The sequence below is a fragment of the Streptomyces turgidiscabies Car8 genome (assembly GCF_000331005.1).
In the GTDB taxonomy this organism is placed as follows: domain Bacteria; phylum Actinomycetota; class Actinomycetes; order Streptomycetales; family Streptomycetaceae; genus Streptomyces; species Streptomyces turgidiscabies.
Map to the genome: position 1 here is coordinate 382,135 of NZ_AEJB01000361.1, position 16,283 is coordinate 398,417.

A 16,283-nucleotide genomic window follows, 5' to 3' on the forward strand; every position below is an offset into this window, starting at 1 on the left:
TGGGCCCTCCGATCTTACGAATAACCAGAGCAACCACCCTTAAAAAGGTAGGACCATCTGTGACACACAGCCTCGTCACCGTGCTGGACGAGCCCCAGAGCCATCCCATGCCGCCCCTGGGAAAGAAACAGACGAATCTCCTCACCGCCATCCTGCGAGGGGTGCCCGTCCTGGGACCTGGCAAGGAACCCCGTCCGCTGACCGACTCGGACGTCCGCGAGGTGTTGGGTACCCTCCCGCCGTGTGCCGACGCGCAGGAGGCCGGTGAGGTCAACCGGCTGCGTCCGCGCGTACTCAACGCGGTCATCGGGGCCGAGGCCAGACGCTCGGGTTACCTCCAGGGGCTGCCGGACCACGGAGTCGCCCCCCTGCTGCGGACCGTCGGCGAGGCCGTCCGCGCCCCGCTGGTGCTGCGGATCGTGTACGGCGCCAGCACCACCGTGCCGCTCCGGGCGCTCAGCTATGTCCTTCCCGCCGTGCGCATGGCGTCCCGGCTGGCCGAGGCGGGCAGCCGCGCGCCCCACCTCCAGATCGTGCTGGCCGGTTCCCTCGGCTGCTGGGTCAACCGTCTGTCCGGGCCCGCCGTGGAAGCGGAGACCGACCTGCTCGCCCGCGGTCTCGGCCGGCTCCTGTCGTACCTGACGCCGGGCCGCTACGGGGTGTACGGCACGCTTCCGTCGGCCGATGTCGTGGCCGCGCTGGGCGATCTGGTGCGGACGCTGACCCCCGCCCGGCGGGCGGCTGTCGTCGAACGCCTCGCCGGCAAGGGCGGCGCCACCGCCGACGAACAGACCCTGCTGTACGCGGCGGCCCATGTCCTGGTGCACGACCGTGCCACCGTCCCGCTCACCCTGCTCCAGGGCAGTCCCGTCCCGGAGAACCCGAGCGTGATCGACATCGGCAGCCTTCAGGAACGTCACTTCCACGACGTACGACGTCTGTTCACGGCCGGGGCCGCCGGTCCGGGGGCGCTGGTGCTGTCCCGGCACTCGGTTCCGCCGTACACCATGGCCAGGGACGGGGACATCGGACTGCGCGAGTTCCTGGACGGCACGAACGCACCGGGCAGGCCCGTGGCCCCCGCCGTCCACCACGATCTGCGGCTGCTGTGGACAGCGCTGCCGCAGGAGGAACTGCGCCGCGTCGTCGATGTACCGCGGGAAGACCCGCACCCGGTCGTCGACAAGTACGGCGCTGCAGCATCGCCCGGCGGCGGCCAAGACGGGCCACCCTCCTCGACCATGCCGGCGATGTCGTCCGCATGACGGTGGGCGCCGTCGTCACCACCTGGCAGGGAACCCCCGCCGACCAGAAGGGCGAGAGCGTCGGCAACTGGCGCTGGTGGCCCCTGGACGCACTGCCACCAGGACTGTTCGTGTGCAGCGCGCAGATCCTCACCGCCTGGCGTCCCGGCCTGCCCATCGACCACACGCCCGCCCACTTCACGCCTTTCGCCGACCAGAGCCCGCCCATCGCGCCGTGACGGCCTGCGGGCGTATCCAACCAACCATCAGGAGAGACCGCGTGACCATACGTGCCGGCAACTTCAACGCCTACAAACTCAGCCTCGCCGCCCGTGGCACCACCGCATGGAACGACCGCGTCACGGCCGTGCGGGAACTCGCACCCGACCTGCTCGGTCTCCAGGAGGTCGTGGTCGACGAGGCGGCAACGCCGCCCGACCAGTGGCATGCCGTCGCCGCCCAGACGATCACAGCGTTCGCCGAGGACTGCGGACTGACCGCCGCCGTCCCCGCCACTCCCGGACGCCCCTATGGGGTGGCGATGGCCGCCAACGTGCACCGGGCCTGGTACACGGCGGCGTTGTGGCGCCCCGATGCGGCAGGCGTCGTGCCGGGCAGCTACCGACCTCTTGGCGCCCCGGACTTCTGGCACGGGCTGACCACGGTCGCCTTCGACGTCGGAGCCGCCGAACCCCTCACCATGGTCGCCTATCAGGGCGATCCCTTCCGCCCGAACTGGCGCGCAGAAGAGGCGCGGCGCATCAAAGGCATCCTGCGCCGCCCTGGCGGTGTGATACCCGCCCTCGTCGTCGGGGACTTCAACGCCGTGTCCGCTGCCCAAGTACCCGGCCCCGACGGGGCCCTGCGCTACTACGACCATGAGGTGTACGCCGAGCAGGATCACGACGATCTCGAATACCAGGTGCAGGAAGGCACTATCGGAGGGGAGCAGCTGGCCGACCGGCGCCAGACCGAACTCCTGCTGCGTCGCGGCTACATGGTCGACGCCGCCGCCCACCTGGGCGTGCCCTGGCATGCCACGGTCGGCCACTGGAAGGATGGCCAGGGCGACCCCGACCCGTTCGGCGAACGCCGGATCGACCTGGTCCTCACCACCCGCCCCGTCGCCCCGGCGTTGGTGGCGTACGGCGTCCAGGACAGTAAGGCGGCTCTTGCCGGCTCCGACCACCTCATCCCCTGGGTCGACCTTGATCCGGCCAGGATCGAAGCCGATGAGGCCGGCCGATGAGGCGATTCCTGAGTGGCTTCGTAGGTGACGGTGGACTCCACTTGTAGGTCAGTTCTGACTCCACCCGGTGCCTGGGGGACCTGATTTTGTAGGTGAGAAATGACTCCACCTGGCGGCCCCGCCGCGGCAGGTGCAGGTGTTCGAGGGCGCTATGTTCGGGGCCTAGCTTTGTGGGAACACGGATGCGACGAGTGCTGTGGTTCTGCGGCCTGGGAGGACACATGCAGGCGAAACCGAGCACGGCCGAACTGATCGCCTTCGTGGGGGCTCGGCTGGCAGAGACCGCAGTGCATGCAGAGTTGTTCCACGAGCTGGCCTGCGAGGCCGTCGCCTCGGGAGAGCCGGGACCGCGCACTGCCGTGCTCGAAGGCTGCGCCTGTCCCGTCCCGAGAGAGATACTTGACCGGGCCCTGGCGCTCCGGTCGGAGTTGGACGACTGCGAACAGCGGATCCGCTGCCAGAACCCGCGGGATCCGAAGTGGCCGCTGGACCCTGTCTTCGCCGAACAGACTCTCCGCGTCCTCGCGCTGCCCTTCGAACTGCACCACCAGTGGCAGGACGCGTGGCTTCCCGGATGACGTCCACGCCTCTCCGGCCGGCCGAAAAGCCACCGCCGCGCCCGGCCCGGTAGGACGGGGCCGTCTTCGTCAGCCCGCGGCGACCGCGGCGGCCTGCTGTGCGGCGCGGGCGCGGGTCGCGGCCAGCCTGTAGGAGTCGGTGCCGGTCTCGATGATGTTCCCGCCGAACGTCAACCGGTCCACTATGGCCGCGCACAGCCGTGGATCCGTAAAGGTTTTGGTCCACCCTCCAAAGGATTCATTGGAGGCGATCGCCACAGAATTCTTTTCCTCACGCTCTGTCAAAACCTGGAACAGCAGCTCCGCCCCGCGGCGGTCAAGTTCCATATAGCCCAATTCGTCAATACAAAGGAGGTCGACGCGGCCGTAGCGGGCGATGGTCTTGGCCAGCAGCTTCTCGTCCGCGGCCTCCACCAACTCGTTGACGAGCTTGGTGGCCAGCACGTACTTCACCCGGTACTCGTGCATCGCCGCCTCGGTGCCCAGCGCGATGAGCAGGTGCGACTTCCCGGTCCCGCTGTCGCCGATCAGACACAGCGGCAGGCCCTTCTTGACCCAGTCGCACTTGGCGAGGGTGTGGATGGCTGCCGGGTCGATGACGGGGTTGGCGTCGAAGTCGAACTGCCGGATCGACTTCTCGCGCGGAAATCCGGCCGCCTTGATCCGGCGTTCGGAACGCCTGCGGGCCCGGTCGTCGCATTCGGACAGCAGCAGTTCGGCCAGGAATCCGCGATAGGTCATCTGGTCGCGGCCGGCGGCTTCGGCGAGTTCGGGGTACTGGGTGCGGATGGTGGGCAGCCGGAGCATCCGGCATGCCTGGTCCACGGCGGTGTCGGCGGCCTGTTCGGTCAGTCCGCGGTTGCGCTTGGCGGTCACGGTGCCTCTTCCTGGTATGCCTGGCCGTCGGCGGGACGCCGGCGGAATCGCAGCAACTGGTCGTAGGCGGCCACCGACGGCAGCGGCCTGGGGTCGGGCGGCAGCGCGGCCAGGCGCCGCTCGGTCAGCGAGGTCACCGTCGCCCCGCCGTCCACCCGGCGCGGTGGGATGTCCTGGTCGGCCGGCTGGTCGGCGCCCTGGTCGGCCTCGCCCCACTTGCGGGCCTCCAACGCGACCGCGTCGGCGGTCAGCGCGCCGGCCCGCAGCGCGGTCGCGATCCCGGCCACCACGTGCTCGTGGACCATGTGCCGGTGCAGCAGCAGGACGGAGATGAGCGCCCGGGTGCCCTCCGCGTCGCCGTGGGCCTTGCAGGCCGCCTGCCACCACGCGTCGTGGACCGGGGTGAACTTGCCCGCCGAGCGTGCCTGGTCCAGCGCGGTCGCCCCGGGCAGCGCGCCGGGCTTGCGGACCAGCGCCTCCAGGTAGTGGTCCAGCTCCAGGCGGGCACCGCCCTTGGCGATCAGCCGCTCGTGCCGGGCGACTTCCTTGTGCGCGTCGTAGACCACCAGCTCGGAGGCGTGCAGCACGACCCGCACCATCCGGCCGATCAACCGCACGGGTACCGAGTAGTGGTTGGTGCGCACGCTGACCTGGCCATAGCGGTTCACCCGCAGCGAGGACACCAGCCCGGTCTCGAACTCCTCCTCCGGCAGCGCCACCAGCAGCGGGCGCTCGACGGCGAACATCTCACCGATGGTCAGCGCCCGCTGCATGATCCGGCGGGCGTCGTCCTCCCTGTCCCAGCGCTCCACCATCGCGTTCAGCTCGGCCAGCGAGGCGACTTTCGGGACGGGGACCAGGTGGTTCCTGCGGAACCAGCCGATCTGCCCCTCGACGCCACCTTTATCCCGAACCGTCAAATGCTCCTGATCCGCATGGTGCGGAGCGACTTGTGACGGTCACGCACCCGTTCCATCCGTGGCACGGCCGGTCGTACGCGTTCGTCGTGCGGCGCAAGAACTGGGGCGAGGACCGCGTGTACTTCCGCGACGAGGCGGGAGAGGTGCTGTCCGCGCCGACGGCGTGGACCGATGCGGGCGGCGAGGACCCCTTCGTCGTCCTCGCGGCGGGCCGCAGCCCGTTCCGCACCGAGGATCTTCTTGCCCTGTCCGACCTGATCGACCATCTCGACGGCCGCGGTGCGAGTGCCCAGGAGATGACGCCGTGACTGCCTTGGGATTCACGCCGCAGTGGTGGGGGCGTGTCCGGCGCACGGTGAGCGAGACAGCGCACGCCATACCAACTGGCCTGCACAGATACGTGATCCGGTGCCTCTGTGCGCTCTTGGCTGTGGTCGGCCGCGACGCAATTCTTGAGGCAGCAGGCGAGCAAGGGAGGCGGCATGGCCGGCAACGCGACGAGCGATCCGAAAGAGGACGCGCTGAGGGCGACGCGGACGCTGAACCCGCGGCCGGAGGCCGTGGTCGATGTGGTGTTCACCGCCTCGCCGTTCTGCGATCCGCGGGATCTGGTGCAGGTGAAGTACGAGATGGTGCGCCGGGTGCGGGTGGACAAGGTGCCTGCGGCCCGGGCGGTGCGGGAGTTCGGGTTCTCCCGGCAGGTCTACTACGACGCCGTGGCCGCACTCGACGCGGGCGGTCCGGCCGCGCTGGTGCCGGGCAAGCCCGGCCCGAAGGGGCCGCGCAAACTCACCGACGAAGTGATGGAGTACGTCGAAACACGGCTGGCCGCCGAGCCGTCTCTGCGCTCGGGGGACCTGGCCGTCGCCGTCGCCGGCGAGTACGGCCTGAGTGTCCACCCGCGCTCCATCGAGCGGGCCCTGGCCCGACGCGCGGCCGCACGCACTCAGGAGTCCTCCAAAAGCTGCAGCTGACAGCCCTGCGACTACGGGACCCGCGGACGCCGCAGCGGCCACAGCCCGTTATGAGGAACTGCGGACCGCGGCGGCCGACGGCACGGGCGGCGGCTGGCGGCTGGGCTGGGGCGTGCTCGTCGGCAAGGGCATGGCCGCCTGGGCCGCGGCCTGGCGGTCCCTGCCCGAGCCTCGGGGCCGACCCGGCCACGAGAGGCAGGCGCCGGCCGGCTTGGCCCGCGACGGCGACGAACTCGTCCGGGTCCTGGCCGCGATGGCCCTGGCACATCTCCACCCGCCCGAAGAACGCACGCAACGAACGACACGAGAAGCACGAGGAGCGGACGGCATCCATGGACGCGACGGCCGCGGCGGGCAAGGTGACCCGCGAACATCTGCAGCGTGACGCCTACCTCTATATCCGGCAGTCCACCCTCAAACAGGTAATCAACAACACCGAGTCCACCCAGCGGCAGTACGCCCTGCGGGGCCGGGCCGTCGCGCTGGGCTGGGAACATTCCCAGATCGTCGTGATCGACACTGACCAGGGACAGTCCGGCGCTTCCGCCGAGGGCCGGGACGGCTTTCAGCGGCTGGTCGCCGAGGTCGGCATGGGACACGCCGGGATCGTCCTCGGCCTGGAAGTGTCCCGCCTCGCCCGCAACAACACCGACTGGCACCGGTTGCTGGAGATCTGCGCGCTGGCCGGCACGCTGATCCTGGACGAAGACGGCCTCTATGACCCCGGGAACTTCAACGACAGGTTGCTCCTCGGCCTCAAGGGGACCATGTCAGAAGCGGAGTTGCACCTGCTCAAGGCCCGCCTTCGAGGCGGAGTACTGTCCAAAGCGAGGCGCGGAGAGCTGGTCCAGCCGCTGCCCGTTGGCCTCGTCTATGACCACGCCGAGCGGGTGGTGCTGGACCCGGACGCCTCCATCCAGCAGGCCATCCGGCATCTGCTGGCCACGTTCGCCGCGACCGGCTCCGCCTATGCCGTCGTCAAGACGTTCGCCGACGAGGGCCTGAAGTTCCCCCGCCGGATCCGCACCGGCCCGAACAAGGACGAGCTGACCTGGGGCATCCTGCAGCACCACCGGGTCCTGCAGATCCTGCACAACCCGCGCTATGCCGGCGCGTTCTTCTACGGACGCCGACATCAACGCCGCGGTCCGGGCGGCAAGACCATCAGCCACGTCCTGCCGCGCGAGGAGTGGACGGTGCTGATCACCGATGCCCATCCGGGCTACCTGACCTGGCCGGAGTTCGAGGCCAACCAGACCCGGCTCGCGGAACTCGCCGCCGCCCACGGCACCGACCGCAAAGCCTCCCCACCGCGGGAAGGCACCGCGCTGCTGCAGGGCATGGTCTCCTGCGGCAAGTGCGGCCGCCGGATGACCGTGCGCTACCAGCACTACAAAGGCACCGGAAAACCGATCTACCTCTGCCAGTTCGAAGGGATCCGCAACGCGGCCCCGATCTGCCAGACCATGGTCGGCGACCAGATCGACGCCGCCGTCGGCGAGCTGCTGCTGACCACCCTCACCCCGCTCACCCTCGAAGTCGCCCTGCGGGTGAGTGATGAGCTGGCCGCCCGCGCCGAGGAAGCCGACCGGCTCCGCGCATCCTGCGTCGAACGCGCCCGCTACCGCGCCGACCTCGCCAGGCGCCGCTACCTGGCCGTCGATCCCGCCAACCGGCTGGTCGCCGACACACTCGAAGCCGACTGGAACGACGCCTTACGCGAACTCGCCGATGCCACCGACGAGTACGAGCACGCGAAGAACACCGCCATTGGCCCGCTCTCGCCCGAGACCCGCGCAAAGATCACCGCGCTGGCCGCCGACTTCCCCCGGCTCTGGAACGACCCGGCCACCCCGATGCGGGAACGCAAGCGCATGCTCCGGCTCCTGGTCACCGACGTCACCCTCACCAAGACCGACCACATCACCGTCGGTGTCGTCCTGCGCGGCGGCCAGAGCCACCAGCTCACCCTGCCCCGCCCGCTGACCGCCTGGGAACTTCGCCAGACCGACCCCACTGTCGTCACAGCCCTCGACGAACTCCTCGAAGAGCACACCGACGCCCAGAGCGCCGACATCCTCAACGAGCGCGGCCTGCCCAGCGGCATGGGCCGACCCTTCACCCGCGGCATGATCGTCCACCTGCGCAACGCCTACCAGCTACGCAGCCACCGCCAACGCCTGCTCGACGCCGGGATGCTGACCGTCTCCGAACTCGCCCGCCACCTCGGCGTCCACTTCCAGACCGTCAAGCACTGGCGCCGCGACGGCATCATCACCGGCGTCCTGGCCAACGACAAGGGCGAGTACCTCTACCCCCTGCCCGGCCCCAACCTGGTCCGGCCCGTCATCGGCCGGCCACGCCGACACGTCCTGGACCCCGAACACTCCGCAACGACCCGATGAGGTGCAGTGTGATGACACAGGTTTCTCGTGGGCGCCCTCGATGCCGGGATTGCAGTAGAAGCTGTTGATCGAGAAGTGCGAGCGGAACGCCGTCCAGCGGTCGCTTTCCACCCGGCCCCGGGTGCGGCCCAGAACCTGGCTGACCGCGGCCCGCAAGTTGTCGTAGCGGACCTTGCCGCGCGGCACGCCGCCCAGCACCTGAAGTGCGTGGACGTGGCCTTCCAGGAATGCTTCCTGCCCGCACGAAGCGAAGATCTTGTGCACGGCCTTCCCGCTGAACGACAGCCGCAGCGAGAACAGGAACACCTTGGTGGGCACCCCGTCCAGGTGGATCCACACGTCCCCGAAGTCGACCTCCGCCTCGTCGCCGGGGCGGTGGGTCTGCGGCACGAACGCCTGCGGAGGACCGCGGCCCTCCTCCACTCGGATCTCCGGACGGCGCAGGGCGATGTAGGCGCGGACCATCGAATACGTGATGCCCCGGGCGTCGTGCTCGTCGATCAGCCGGTCGAAGACCCGTTTGACGGTGTGCCGCTGCTTGCGCGGCGCGTCCAGGTCCTCCCGCAGGATCTGGTCGATCGTCGCCTTGAACGCGTCCAGGCGCGAGATCCGGGGCGGAAGCTGCTTGCGCGGCGCCGGCCACACCGACTCCAGCGCCAGCGCCACCGTCCTGCGGCCCACCCCGTACTTCGCCGACAAAGCCCTGCTGGACAGCCCTTCGGCCCGAGCGTCATGGCGTATCGCCGCGTACAACTCGACCTTCGAAACGGGCACTTGAGCCACCCAGCGCTAGCCGATGCACCCCGATACTCCCACCACAAGCCCTCAAGTGGAGTCAGAACTCACCGACATCATCTGTCCACCGACACCACTGGAGTCAGAACTGACCTACTACTGGCCTCAACTCTCACCTACAAAGCCACTAGCGAATGGGACCACTTCCCGGGGCCAAGATCCCGCAGGTTCCCCAGGAGCCCGCAGCCGGCACTGCCTCCACGACGGCCCAAGCACACCCACCCCAGGTCAGATTTTCCAGAGCCACAGCTCACGGCGAAGGCGCTGTCAGTGGCGTGCGGCATGGTGGGCACCATGAGCAGACGGACCACGAGCGGCGGCACCGAAGCAGAGCGGCAGATCCCAGCGCGGCTGTCCGACGTGGGACCCGGCTGGCGTTCTCTGCTCCAGCGCCTGCACTGGGACCTCGCGACTCTCGCTCCGGACTACCAACTCGACTCCCTCACCAGCCGCCTCGGCGGACTCCGCATCCACCTCGGCGACCGCTTCGACGCATCCGGAGAGTTCGACGGAGACTTCGCCGACCGGTCCGGAGCCCTTATCGACGCAGCCGAAATCGCATCCGAGAAGACCTGCGAACAGTGCGGCCAGCCTGGCCGGCCCCGCTTCCACGGCGACCAGCACCGCACCTGGATTCTCGCCCTGTGCGACACCTGCCACGCTCGTCCGCGCGCCACCGAGCCATCGGTTGCTCACCCGGACCAGCCGGCCTCCTGTTAACCTCGCGCTTTCACGAGGTGGTCTGTCCGAGACTTGATCACGAACGCGAGAAGTGCTCCTGACCTGGAACGATAGGACTTGTCGAGGGTCCAGATCGTGCCGTGGAAAGAAGCACTTCTCAGGTGAAGAAGCGTATCGGGTCGTACCCGCGTGTCCGCGTCGAGGGCAGCGGTCGTGGAGTGGTCTCGCAGGCCGGGGCCGTGCTGCTGGTGGAGACGGTCCGCAAGACGGGCCTGGATACTGCGATATCTGCGGCTCTGGCGCCCTGGCGCAAGCCGCGGGCGGTGCACGATCCCGGCAAGATCCTGCTGGACGTGGCGCTCGCGGTCGCCCTCGGTGGCGACTGCCTGGCCGACATCGGCATGCTGCGGGCCGAGCCGGCCGTGTTCGGGCCGGTGGCCTCGGACCCGACAGTCTCCCGGCTGATCGACACGCTCGCAGCGGGCGGCCAACGCGCCCTGAACGCGATCCGCAGTGCCCGCTCCCAAGTGCGCCAACATGTATGGAAGTTGGCTGACACGTCGGCGCCGGATGCGACCGGTTCTGTGACCGTGGACCTGGACGGCGTTTTGGTGATCGCGCACTCCGACAAGGAAGACGCGGCTGCGACCTGGAAGAAGACCTTCGGCCATCACCCGCTGATGGGCTTCGTCGACCACGGCACGGGCGGGTCCGGTGAGCCGGTGGCCGCCCTGCTGCGGCCCGGCAACGCTGGCAGCAACACCGCCGCCGATCACATCACGACCACCCAACTGGCCCTGGCCCAGCTGCCCAAGTCCTATCGGCGCGGGCGCCGGACGCTGATCCGCACGGACTCCGCGGGCGGCACCCACGAGTTCGTGGCCTGGCTCGCGAAACGCGGGCGGTGGCTGTCGTATTCGGTCGGCATGACCATCACCGACGCAATCCACCAGGCCGTACTCACAGTGCCGCTCGCGGCATGGACGCCGGCCGTAGAGCCGGACGGAGAGATCCGCGACGGGGCCTGGGTCGCCGAACTCACCGGCGGCATGCTCGACGGCTGGCCGAAGGGCATGCGGCTGATCGTCCGGAAGGAACGACCGCACCCAGGCGCCCAGTTGAGGATCACGGATGCCGACGGCATGCGGATCACGTGCTTCGCCACCAACACCACCGGCCGGCCCATCGCCGAGCTCGAACTCCGCCACCGCCTGCGGGCACGGGCCGAGGACCGCGTCCGGGCTGCCCGCGCGACCGGCCTGCGGAACCTGCCCCTGCACGACACCGCGCAGAACAGGGTCTGGCTGGAGATCGTCCAGATCGCACTCGACCTGCTGGCCTGGATGCCGATGCTTGCGCTGAACGACCAGGCCCGGCTCTGGGAGCCCCGCCGCCTGCGGCTCCGCTTGTTCAGCTCGGCCGGACAGCTCGTCACCACCGGCCGCCGCCGGATCCTCCGCCTCGCTCACCACTGGCCCTGGGCCCATGTCGTCACCAGCGCCCTCGGACGGCTCGACCATCTGCCCAACCCAGTCTGACCAGTAGTTTTTCCGTCCCTGCGAGCAGCACCACGTCTCCGGAGCAGTGGAACTCCACGCCCACCCGACACGTCAGTCGGGCCACCGGCCTGCCCGCCAATGGCCACAGAACGCGAAACGGCCCGCCGACTCCGTCGGCAGACCGTCACGAAAGATCGAGGTTAGGATCGTGTCACTTGATTGGGGCTACTGGATGCAGGAATTGATTTACCTGTCGGATGCGAAGCTGCGCCAGTTCGTGCCAGCAGGACGCCGTTGGACGCGGTTCGGCCGTCGGGTCACGAACTTCCGGCTGGAGGCGCCAGCAGGTGCTGGTGGTGTGGAAGTCGGGCTGGCGGAAAGCGGAACTGAACCGAGGAAGGCCGACCAGCTCTCAGACGTGATCAAGCACATTGAGGAACGAGCCCTGTGGTACGGAGATCCCGATGCCAGAGCGGGACGCTGGGTGTACTTCGAAGCCCCGTGCAATATCGTCGTCGCTCGGGACACCGTCCTGTTCCTGGAGGCTTCGTCGGCTCGTGGCGATGAATTGGGCCCTCACGGCTTCCGGCTACTTCTTCATGGTGCGGCCAATCACCTACTTTCTGATGTGCCTACAGCCGATCTTGACCCGCGAAACATAGGATTTCACGGCAGTGCCCTTCGCTTGGCGGTCATCCAGATGCAGTACTTGATGCACGCCCGGCCGGAGGACGAGACTGACGTCGCAAGGTCAAGTCACTATGCCATCGGCAAGATCATGCGCGCGAGTGACCGAAGCCCCGAGAGCGCTGCTTGGGTGCGCGGGTACGCGCGCGTCACGCTGGCAGCCAGCACGAAGCCCTCTCATGATCAGCCTCCGGCGCAGGCAACCGTGGTGGCCACACCTCTTTACGTCGAATACGCACACGACCTACCCGAATGAGCTGAGCTTTTCTTTATGGTCCGATCCGGTTTCGTTCGGTGATGCCTTCCGGTCGCTTCGCGATCTTGCCTACGTCGAGCGGATGGCAGGTCGCCGGTTCGCGACGAACGAGTACGGCCAGCCGGGGATGAACTGATCCGAGGTCCGCCCGCTGCTGCCGTAGACGTGGCAGAAGAGACGCTCCGCGCTAGTCGGGGCGTCGAAGCCGAGCCAGGTGCTGACGTCGACGGCGAGGACCAGGCTTCCGTCGGCGGCCTGTGGCATGCGCAGGCCAGACAGCACCCGCCGCAGCCGGGGCACGTCGATGTTCCCGCGGTTCAGCGCGTCGTACAGGCGCCGTGCCCGCGCCGGTGCTCGGCCACCAGCGTCAGATCCATCGGCGTCCTCACCGGCCCGTCCGCACACAGCAACGCGTCAGCGAGTTCGAACAGTCCTCCCGGAAGCGTGACGCTCGCCCAGGCCCGGTGTCAGGCAGCAGACCCCCCAGCGAGGCAGGCCTCAACAACGCTGGTGATCCCCCAACACGGTGCCCGCTCAAGATCCCCGACGGCGTCAGGTACTGAACGTCGCGGGGCGAGGTTCTCCTTCAACACGCTGACTTGCCAAGGAAACCGACTGTGGCGGCCTTGAGATCGTCGACGAGGACGGACCGGACCACTAAGCCCTCCGCGCCGGGCGCAAGTGCCTCACCGCTCGCATCACCGAGATCGACGCCATCCTCGGATGACCGTTCCTCGGGGTGCCGACACAGGTAGGCCGTCACAACACCCTGAATGTGCGACGCGGGAATGCCCACAGTGCTCCTTCGTCAACTCCCCGATAGCCGCCGTCCGTTCACGGCCGCGCGACGGCATGCAGGCGCGTCGTCCCAACGAAGCACGGATTGCACCAACATCACCCACATCGACGTCCGTTCTCGAAGGTGCTGATGCTAGCCGCCGACGTGCCAATTCAGGGGTCCGCCATCCCGGTCGGCGTGCTGGGCGACACCCCGTCTCGGGCAGTTCAAGCCATCTTGGTCAGCGCTCAACTTCGCGGTGCCGCAGCCTAGTTCGAGAATCCTTTCTTCTGGATTCTTCCCAGGTCATCGGGCCACAGCGCCACTGTCTGCCCGTCGTCAAACGGCCGCTCGGATTGTCCGGATCACAGCCCCGGACCCCACCGAATGTCAGTGCCGTGACCGAAGGTTCCTTCCGCACCCCCCAACCCGCGCCTCGCTGCCGTCTGGACAGCAGCCCTATCCCCCGAGCACGGCACCGCAGATCCGGAGGATCCAGTTGACGACCACCGCGACAACGACGAGTTCTTGGTATCTGCGCGCAGGGGATCGCTACCACCGCTTCGCTGAGACGGCGTGCCGCGCACCACCGGCTCCCCGGCAGATCCGGCAGCTGGCCCATGGCTGCGGCCACCGCGTTCGCGTTCATACCAGTCCACGGCCGGCGCACGTACCGGACGCGTCATCGGCCGCCCACGGCAACTGCTCTTGACTGTGCTGCCTCCCGACACTGACGACTGAATCGAACTGACGCTGGGCGGGCCGCAATGCCGACGCGCCCTGACCGACCAGCTCGCAGTCGAACTCAACTTCGAAACATCGCCCGCTGTTGCCCGTGTCGGTTCCATGAGCAGGCACGTTGTCCGGTTGCTGTGCCCACTTTCCGTCTCCAAGGAGGACCCGTGAATCCCATGCCCGTGCTCGCCGCCCTTCGTCCCGCGTTCGAACATCTCGAGGCGCCTGTCCAGGTGGGTCAGTCCGCTGCCCTGCGGCGTCCTGTTGACGCCCGCCGCGCCTTCGCATCCGCAGCACGCCTGTCGTCGAGGTGGGATGCATGACCGACGCCGCTCCCCCTCCCCCGGGTCTCCGGGCCTGGGCACGACGCCAGGTCGGTCCGATCACCGCCGTACGGGATGTCTCACATCCGCGGCCCGGCTCCCGCGTGTGGCATCTGGAGCTCGGCGGGCGTCTCGATGTCTTCCTGAAGGCTGCGTCGGGTCCGGTGGCCTACCGGCGGGAGTCCTTCGCCTACCGGCACGCGGTTCCGGCTCTCGGCCAGGGCTCCGCACCCCAGTTGATCGAGTCGAGCGCGCAACACCTGGGCCTTCTGCTGACGGCGATCCCCGGCCGGCCGCTCGCCGAGCTGGATGTGCCCCCGGCCGTGAGACATGAGGCCTACCGGCAGGCGGGAGTCCTCCTCGCCCGGCTTCACCAGGCTGGTGAGTTGCGAGGCGAGCACCGTACGGAGGCCGAGGAGGCGCTGCGTCGTACGGCGCACGGAGCGGAGAAGCACCTGGCGGCTGCCGGCGACCGGGTGAGCGGTGCCGAACGGCGGCTCGTCCTGCGCCTGGCCGGGGAACTGCTCGTGCTCGGCCCGGTGCTGCTGGGCTTTCTCCATGGCGACGCGTGGGAGAGGAACATGTTGTGGTCGGGCCGCCGTACGGCCTGGGTGGACTTCGAGCGGGCCCGGTTCGGAGCCGTTGTCCAGGACCTGGTCGCCATGTATTGCGGGGCGTGGTCCGAGGAGCCCGGTCTGCGCCCGGCGTTCTTCCGTGGCTTCGGCCGCGAGTTGAGTGCGCAGGAGGAGCACGCGCTGACCTGCCTGTCCGCGCTGGATGCTGTGAGCTGTCTGGGGTGGGCGCCCGGACAGGGCGATCTGCAGGTCGCTGCCCGTGGCCGACGGGCTCTGGACCGGCTGATGGGGGCATACGCGTGACGCCCGACCGTGTCCCTCGCCCCTGCTCGATCCTCGCCGTTCGACGAACACCTCTTTCGCGCTCGCCAGGTGGTGCCGGTCGTATCCCCCGTCTCCCCCGCTCGCTGTCTTGTCCGAACCGGAGCACGCGATCGGCGCGAGGTGTGTCATGTCGCTGAAGGGACATCGGTCATTCACCGCGTACCTGTCGGGCGAGGCATCCAGCCTCCTGGGCACATCGGCGCACGCCGTCGCCTTGCCCACGCTGGCCGTACTGGAACTGCACGCTGGTCCCGACCAGATCGCGGCCCTCGCGCTCTTCGCCCAACTCCCCACGTTCCTGCTGGCCCTGCCCGCCGGGGCCGTCGTCGACCGGCACGCCAAGAAGCGCTTGCTGGTGGGTACCGATCTCGTGGCCGCGGTCGTGGTAGCGACCATCCCCGCGGCCGCGGCCGCAGGACAGCTGTCCGTCACCCTGCTGTACGGGGTGGCGCTGACGCTGGGGGCGTCGAACGTGATCCATCAGGCGGCGGCCATCGCCATCGTCCCCCAACTGGTCGCTGCCGACGATCTGCCGGCGGCCAACTCCCGGGTCGGTGCCGCCTTCAGCGCGGCCGACACCCTCGGCACGTACGCGGGCACGGCCATCGTCGCCCTCCTCGGCGCCGCGCGCGCCTTCCTCCTGGACGCCGCCTCCTACCTGGTCAGCGCGTGGTGCGCGAGCCGGATTCGGCCCATCCCGCTCCCACTGCGCAACGTGCCGAAGAGACGGCGGATGACGGGCGAGATCGTGGAGGGTCTTTCCTATGTGGCCCGCACCCCGTTGGTGCGTCCCCTCGTGCTGAGCCTGGCCTTGACCGGAGTCGGCAGCGGGATGATCCAGACGTTCTGGGCCTACCGGATGCTGACCACCCTGCACGCCGGCCCGGTCGGACTCGGCGTGGTCATGGGCGCCTCCGGAATCGGCGGCCTGGCAGGCGCGATCAACGCACCGCGGATCGTGCGCCGGTGGGGCCCAGGCCGAGTGCTGGTGTGCGCGTTCATCATCTGCCCCTCCATGTCCGTGCCGCTGCTCCTCGCCTCCCCAGGTATCGACTGGCTGGCGGTGCTCGCGGTCGCCGGCGCCATACAGATGGCTTCCGCGGCGTGTGCCGGGACGACGCAGCGCTCACTACGGCAGCAAATCTGCCCGCCGGAACTCCAGGGCCGAGCCCAGCAGACCTCCACCTGGCTGGTGTCCGGCAGCAGACCGTTCGCGTCCGCGGCGGCCGGCGCGCTCGCCTCATGGGGCTCGGTGTCCGCCGCCTTGTACGCGGGCACCCTCGTGCTCTTCGTTCCGGTCGCGGTCCTCTGGTACTCGCCGGTGCGCCGGCTGACCACCATGCCGCGTGCACCAGAACCAGCCCCTTCGCCCACAGCCTGCTGA

At 68.9% G+C, this 16,283-nt stretch carries 15 protein-coding genes and 1 pseudogene; 12 read left to right on the top strand and 4 right to left on the bottom strand.

All coding sequences use genetic code 11. The features are described 5' to 3' along the window. The first annotated feature begins 59 nt into the window (after window positions 1-59). The 4 genes from STRTUCAR8_RS25760 to STRTUCAR8_RS25775 all read left to right on the top strand — a co-directional run bounded on the left by STRTUCAR8_RS25760 (window position 60) and on the right by STRTUCAR8_RS25775 (window position 3,071). Window positions 60-1,265 (top strand): hypothetical protein, encoded by a 1,206-nt coding sequence (locus tag STRTUCAR8_RS25760; RefSeq protein ID WP_006378568.1) that lies wholly within the window; start codon window positions 60-62, stop codon window positions 1,263-1,265. Next, a complete protein-coding gene (locus tag STRTUCAR8_RS25765) occupies window positions 1,262-1,483 on the top strand; it encodes an NUDIX hydrolase (RefSeq protein WP_006378678.1) in 222 nt (73 codons plus the stop codon). The genes STRTUCAR8_RS25760 and STRTUCAR8_RS25765 overlap by 4 nt, the downstream gene beginning before the upstream one ends. A 41-nt stretch (window positions 1,484-1,524) precedes the next feature. After that, window positions 1,525-2,493, top strand: a complete 969-nt coding sequence (locus STRTUCAR8_RS25770) for an endonuclease/exonuclease/phosphatase family protein (protein ID WP_006378799.1) — start codon at window positions 1,525-1,527, stop codon at window positions 2,491-2,493. A 221-nt stretch (window positions 2,494-2,714) separates the two neighbouring features. Then, window positions 2,715-3,071 carry a DUF6221 family protein gene (locus STRTUCAR8_RS25775; protein WP_006378891.1) on the top strand — a complete coding sequence of 119 codons (357 nt, stop codon included), beginning with the start codon at window positions 2,715-2,717 and terminating at the stop codon, window positions 3,069-3,071. A 69-nt stretch (window positions 3,072-3,140) separates the two neighbouring features. Here the strand turns inward: STRTUCAR8_RS25775 and istB are convergent, their stop codons facing one another. Together istB and STRTUCAR8_RS25785 are read right to left on the bottom strand one after the other, a co-directional pair. Beyond that, window positions 3,141-3,947: an IS21-like element helper ATPase IstB gene (istB, locus tag STRTUCAR8_RS25780; protein WP_006379012.1), complete on the bottom strand. Its 807-nt coding sequence runs from the start codon at window positions 3,945-3,947 to the stop codon at window positions 3,141-3,143. Beyond that, a complete protein-coding gene (locus STRTUCAR8_RS25785) occupies window positions 3,944-4,867 on the bottom strand; it encodes a Mu transposase domain-containing protein (RefSeq protein WP_006379063.1) in 924 nt (307 codons plus the stop codon). The genes istB and STRTUCAR8_RS25785 overlap by 4 nt, the downstream gene beginning before the upstream one ends. A 32-nt stretch (window positions 4,868-4,899) precedes the next feature. On the opposite strand from STRTUCAR8_RS25785, the gene STRTUCAR8_RS25790 reads away from it, so the two are divergent. From STRTUCAR8_RS25790 to STRTUCAR8_RS52740, 6 genes are all read left to right on the top strand, one after another. Further along, window positions 4,900-5,175: a DUF5372 family protein gene (locus tag STRTUCAR8_RS25790; protein ID WP_006374419.1), complete on the top strand. Its 276-nt coding sequence runs from the start codon at window positions 4,900-4,902 to the stop codon at window positions 5,173-5,175. 174 nt (window positions 5,176-5,349) lie between these two features. Then, window positions 5,350-5,841, top strand: a complete 492-nt coding sequence (locus STRTUCAR8_RS25795; protein ID WP_006374402.1) for a helix-turn-helix domain-containing protein — start codon at window positions 5,350-5,352, stop codon at window positions 5,839-5,841. Between the two features lie 332 nt (window positions 5,842-6,173). Further along, window positions 6,174-8,246 (top strand): recombinase family protein, encoded by a 2,073-nt coding sequence (locus tag STRTUCAR8_RS25800; RefSeq protein WP_006374406.1) that lies wholly within the window; start codon window positions 6,174-6,176, stop codon window positions 8,244-8,246. 1,089 nt (window positions 8,247-9,335) lie between these two features. Next, window positions 9,336-9,761: a TraR/DksA family transcriptional regulator gene (locus tag STRTUCAR8_RS25810; RefSeq protein WP_158697457.1), complete on the top strand. Its 426-nt coding sequence runs from the start codon at window positions 9,336-9,338 to the stop codon at window positions 9,759-9,761. 122 nt (window positions 9,762-9,883) lie between these two features. Next, entirely contained in the window at window positions 9,884-11,260 is a 1,377-nt protein-coding gene (locus STRTUCAR8_RS25815) for an IS1380 family transposase (protein WP_044472826.1), read from the top strand. A 169-nt stretch (window positions 11,261-11,429) separates the two neighbouring features. Further along, window positions 11,430-12,164, top strand: coding sequence for an SAVMC3_10250 family protein (locus STRTUCAR8_RS52740; protein WP_006379285.1), 735 nt, complete (start codon window positions 11,430-11,432; stop codon window positions 12,162-12,164). Window positions 12,165-12,263: 99 nt separating this feature from the next. Here STRTUCAR8_RS52740 and STRTUCAR8_RS25825 read toward each other — a convergent pair. Next, window positions 12,264-12,595, bottom strand: a pseudogene (locus STRTUCAR8_RS25825) (transposase); the annotation flags it as partial. 155 nt (window positions 12,596-12,750) lie between these two features. After that, complete coding sequence (locus tag STRTUCAR8_RS25830) at window positions 12,751-12,960, bottom strand: hypothetical protein (RefSeq protein WP_006379082.1); 210 nt, start codon at window positions 12,958-12,960, stop codon at window positions 12,751-12,753. A 1,036-nt stretch (window positions 12,961-13,996) separates the two neighbouring features. On the opposite strand from STRTUCAR8_RS25830, the gene STRTUCAR8_RS25835 reads away from it, so the two are divergent. Beyond that, entirely contained in the window at window positions 13,997-14,878 is an 882-nt protein-coding gene (locus STRTUCAR8_RS25835; protein WP_006379045.1) for an aminoglycoside phosphotransferase family protein, read from the top strand. Window positions 14,879-15,026: 148 nt separating this feature from the next. Then, on the top strand, window positions 15,027-16,283 hold the full coding sequence (locus STRTUCAR8_RS25840) for an MFS transporter (RefSeq protein WP_006378706.1): 1,257 nt from the start codon (window positions 15,027-15,029) through the stop codon (window positions 16,281-16,283).

Coding starts and splice junctions, on each gene's coding strand:
- STRTUCAR8_RS25765 (WP_006378678.1), top strand. CDS start 1,262: ATGACGGTGGGCGCCGTCGTCACCACCTGGCAGGGAACCCCCGCCGAC.
- STRTUCAR8_RS25775 (WP_006378891.1), top strand. CDS start 2,715: ATGCAGGCGAAACCGAGCACGGCCGAACTGATCGCCTTCGTGGGGGCT.
- STRTUCAR8_RS25795 (WP_006374402.1), top strand. CDS start 5,350: ATGGCCGGCAACGCGACGAGCGATCCGAAAGAGGACGCGCTGAGGGCG.
- STRTUCAR8_RS25800 (WP_006374406.1), top strand. CDS start 6,174: ATGGACGCGACGGCCGCGGCGGGCAAGGTGACCCGCGAACATCTGCAG.
- STRTUCAR8_RS25810 (WP_158697457.1), top strand. CDS start 9,336: ATGAGCAGACGGACCACGAGCGGCGGCACCGAAGCAGAGCGGCAGATC.
- STRTUCAR8_RS25835 (WP_006379045.1), top strand. CDS start 13,997: ATGACCGACGCCGCTCCCCCTCCCCCGGGTCTCCGGGCCTGGGCACGA.
- STRTUCAR8_RS25840 (WP_006378706.1), top strand. CDS start 15,027: ATGTCGCTGAAGGGACATCGGTCATTCACCGCGTACCTGTCGGGCGAG.